The sequence below is a fragment of the Rubrivirga sp. genome, from assembly GCF_049648075.1.
Classification (GTDB): Bacteria; Bacteroidota; Rhodothermia; order Rhodothermales; family Rubricoccaceae; genus Rubrivirga.
In genome coordinates, this window is sequence record NZ_JBARYR010000007.1 from 1 (window position 1) to 3,940 (window position 3,940).

2 protein-coding genes and 1 pseudogene are annotated in these 3,940 nt (G+C 72.5%); all 3 read right to left on the bottom strand.

The features are described 5' to 3' along the window. Window positions 1–1,533: endonuclease (locus WBA11_RS00220; RefSeq protein ID WP_424518723.1), on the bottom strand; the 1,533-nt coding region annotated here is incomplete at its 3' end. Between the two features lie 170 nt (window positions 1,534–1,703). Beyond that, window positions 1,704–2,813, bottom strand: a complete 1,110-nt coding sequence (locus WBA11_RS00225; protein WP_424518724.1) for an AAA family ATPase — start codon at window positions 2,811–2,813, stop codon at window positions 1,704–1,706. Beyond that, window positions 2,810–3,940 (bottom strand): annotated as a pseudogene (locus tag WBA11_RS00230) (hypothetical protein); the annotation flags it as partial. The gene WBA11_RS00225 and the pseudogene WBA11_RS00230, both read right to left, overlap by 4 nt.

Here is a 3,940-nt window from a genome sequence, read left to right on the forward strand (position 1 = left end):
GTGGAGGTCGGAGCGCTGGGGCTCGGCGGCGAGGCCGCGTGACTGGGGCCAGATGTGCTCGGCGTTGACGCCCTGGTCGTGGGCGCTGGCCGAGGCGTCCCGTCCGGCCTCGAGGTCGATGCAGAAGCCGGTGTAGACCCCGCAGACGGCGCCGACCGTTCGCTGGCGGTAGGTGTACAAGCTGTCGCGGGCCGGGCCGTAGCCAAGCGTCCGGGTGGGCGCGAAGTCGCGGCGGAGCGCGTCGCGCAGCGGGGCGCCCTCGAGGTCGGGGTAGAGGAGGGATGTGGGATAGAGGGGCGGAGGGATCGGGGTATTGGCGTCCCAACCTGTGCGAGCGTTGGCGTCGCCAGCGGGCGCCTGGTAGTCGTTGAGGCGTCCGGGGGAGGCGGGATGCGGGCCACCCCACACGAAGTCGGTGGCCTCGAGGCCGGCGCCGGTGAGCTGGAGCGAGTAGCCAGCGGGCATCTGGGTCCACTCCTGTGGCGGGACGCGGCCCGTGCCTCGGGCGGGCGTGGTCCAGGCGAGGGAGTCGGGGTGCGAGGGGGCGCCTGCTCCGGGTATTGCGGCTTCGGTGGCTTGGAGGACGGGGCCGGCGACGGCGTTGAACTGGCAGCCGCCGTAGCTCACGAACTGGACGAGCGTGGCGTCGGGGTCGAACAGGGCGACGCCATTGCACCGGTTCCACATGCCCTGGACGGGGAGCCAGGCGGCGCCGAGCGAGCCCTCAGCGGGGAGGGCTCCGACCAGGGCAGGAGTGGCGTCCACCTCGAGGTCGTACGGGTCGTAGGGACGGCCGCCTCCGCCGTAGAGGGCGAGTCGCCATCCTGTGAGGTCGGTGCGGGCCGGTCCGGCGACCTCGACGCCCTCTGCGACGTCTCGGCCGGCGTTGGTGGCGTGGACCTCGTTGATCCAGAGCGGCGGCGCGGTGCGATCGACTCGAGGACGAGGAGGGAAGGCGCGGTCGGCGAGCGACGGGTCGGTGACGAACGGGTTGGTGTTGTCCTGGAGAGCGGTGGCCCGGTCGTGGCGGTCGATCTCAAGGTCGTCGGGTGGGTCGGCTGCGTGGTCGGCGAGCAGGTCGTCGACCTCGAGGGCGTGGGCGCTCGCAGGCCACTCCGCGCCTGCGCCCTCGAGACCGGCCTCGACGTGGAGCGGGTAGACGGTGCGGACGTAGAGCGCGGCACGGGCGACGTCGCCACGTCGGTCCTCGAGGACGGCGCCGGAGCCGGTGCTGGGCCAGGCGGCGTGGAGGTCGAGGTGGTCGCCGGTGGGCGAGGGGAGGGCGTCGGCGGGGAGCGGGGTGCCGACGACGTGGGCCTGGGGCGTCGCGGTGGGCTCGGCGGTCGCAATGGCCCAGTCGGGTGGGAGCGCGCCGGGACGGTGGAGGGTGGTCGTGTCGTCAAGGGCGGCGACGAACGGGGTCTCAGTGACCTCCCACCACTCCTCGACGTCCCACGTGGAGTCGGCCGGGACAAAGGTGCTGTCGCTGTAGAACGTGGAGTCGAGACGGACGCGGAGGTCGACGGTGGACACCAGGACAGCGGTTGCAGCCGCAGCATCGAGGAGGGCGACTGGAGCGTGTGTGGCTCGCAGGCAGGCCCTCAGTCGCCACCCGTCGCCGTCGCAGGGTCCGGTGCGGGGTTGGGCGTCGGCCGACGCTGAGAGGGCAAGGAGAGCCACGAGGAGGGCCGAGAGGGAGCGGTTCACTTGAGGTCGGCCCGGGGCTGGAACATGAAGAACTGCCGGAACACCCGGAAGACGAGGTATCCGAGGATGGTCACGAACGTGAGCACGATGTAGAGGTCGGTGTCCGTCGTCCCGATCATGAGCACGCGGACGGCGCCCAAGCCGATCAGAAAAAAGACGTAGATGAGACCGAGGTTGAAGAAGGGTGCGTCGTCTCGGGCCTGGAGGTCGCGGACGTCCTGGTCGGAGACGACCTGGGATTGGGCGCCGTCGTGCATCATGGCACGCAGGATGGCCGGGTTGCCCTCGGCGCGGCGCAAGACCTCGCGCCGGTAGTGGGCGCGGTCGGCGCAGGCGATGTCGTAGCGGCCGACGAAGTACTCGAAGAGCGCGCCCGTGTGGTCGTCGCCGAGCGGTCCGAGGGGGAGCTGGCCGAAGGTGGCGAAGAAGGTCCGTAGCGAGCGGCCCTGGGGGACGACGCGGACGGCGCCGATGATGGTGGCACGGCGCTGGAGCTCGCGGAGGAAGAGGCCCTGGGTGGGCGAGGCCCGGTCGAGCGCGTCGAGGACGATCAGGAGCCGGGGTGCCCGGCCGCCGCGAGCGATGTCGTGGAGCGACTCGACGATGGCCGTCTGGCGCTCGTCGGTAGTGCGGAGCAGCTTTCGGACCTCGGCGGCGTCGAGCTCGGCGCAGGCAGCGGCCCGCATTGAGGCCGGGACGCCGGGCAGGGCCAGGAGGCCGAGGTCGTGGAAGGCGTCGACGAGCGTCGTGACGAGGTGGGCGGGCGGTCCCGCCTCGGCGACGTAGATCGTGGTGAGCGTGCGGTCGGGGCCTTGGGGGAGGGAGACGGCCAGGCGGCGGACCAGGCGCTGCTCGGCGGGATCGAGGGCGATCCGTTGGCCTCGGGCGACGGCCTGGAGGTCGAGGAGGAGACGGGTCTTGCCGACGCCCTCGTCGCCGACCAGCAAGGTGTGGCGGCCGCGGGCGGCGCGGCCGACGAGGTCGGACAAGACGTGGCCGTTCCCGAGGCGGACGGGGTCCGTCAAGACCGTCGTCGCCGGGCCGGGGGGCGTGTTTCCTAGAGCCTCGGCCGACGGGCTGAGCAGGGGAGGGGCGGTCGAGGTCACCGGTGGAGCCGGGTCCAGAGTTGGGCGGCGTGCTGGACCGCGGGGCTGTCGACGTGGGCGTGGGCGCCGTGGAAGGCGAGGAGCTTGTCGGCGACCTGAGCGGTGATCTTGCCGCGAGCTCGCTTGAACAGGTGCCAGCGTCGGGGCGGATCGGCGGTCAGGAGGGCTCGGAGGTAGGGGACGGTGTGCTCCGGGGGGACGGCGCCCTCGAGGTCGAGGCTTTTGGCGACGTGGTCGTGGTGGTCACGGGCGCGGTCGCGGCCGACGGCGTCCTCGAAGACGGCGACGACCTCGCTGCGGAGCCGGTCGAGCTCGAGGGCGAGGGGGTGGAGCGGCGCCTGGGGTTCCGGGTTCTGAGTTCCGGGTTCGTCGGCTGTGGCGGTGTCCCCGGCGGGCGAGGCGGGCGCGCCGGCGGTGGCTGAACCCTCACCGGGCTCTCCCGAAGAGAGATGGGACCTCTCTTGGGCCTCTGGTGCTTGGGCCTCTGGTGCCGGCGTGCGGCCTTGGAGCTCGGCGACCAAGGCGGAGAGGGGAGAGGCTGTGGACGGGCGCTCGGCACGTTGGCGGAGGTCGTCCTCGAGGTCGGACGACGTGGGCGGCTCGTCCTCGGTCGGTGCTGGCTCCGGGGGTTGTTCTGAGGGTTTGCGAGCTCGCGCCAGGCGGTCGGCCTGGGCGATGGCGGCGTCGAGGTCTAGAGGGTCTTGACGGTCTCCGGCGACGGCCTTGTTCTTGGCGCGGTCGTAGAGCAGGACGCGGCCGGCGACGCCGGCCAAGACGGCCTCGAGGTCGAGGGGCTCGGCGCCGAGCTCGACGAGACGGACGGCGGGCGCGGCCGGGTCGGAGTAGTCGTTGGCCTCCAGGATCCCAGCCTGGCAGCCGCACCGGGCGAGTTGGTCGGCCACGAGCGCCGCCGAGGCCGGGCCGTCGACGTGGAGCTTGAGGCACTCGGCGTAGAACGTGGTCTCGAGCAGACGTGCGGCGTCGGCGTGGTCGACGGAGAAGAGGGAGAGGGCGGGCGCGTGGCCGCGGTCTCGAGCGTCGTGAAAGCGGGCGACGGCCGTGGCTGGCGAGACTGGAAATCGGTAGTCGGGCGTGGTGCGAGCGACGGCGACGAGCCCGCCGGAGGC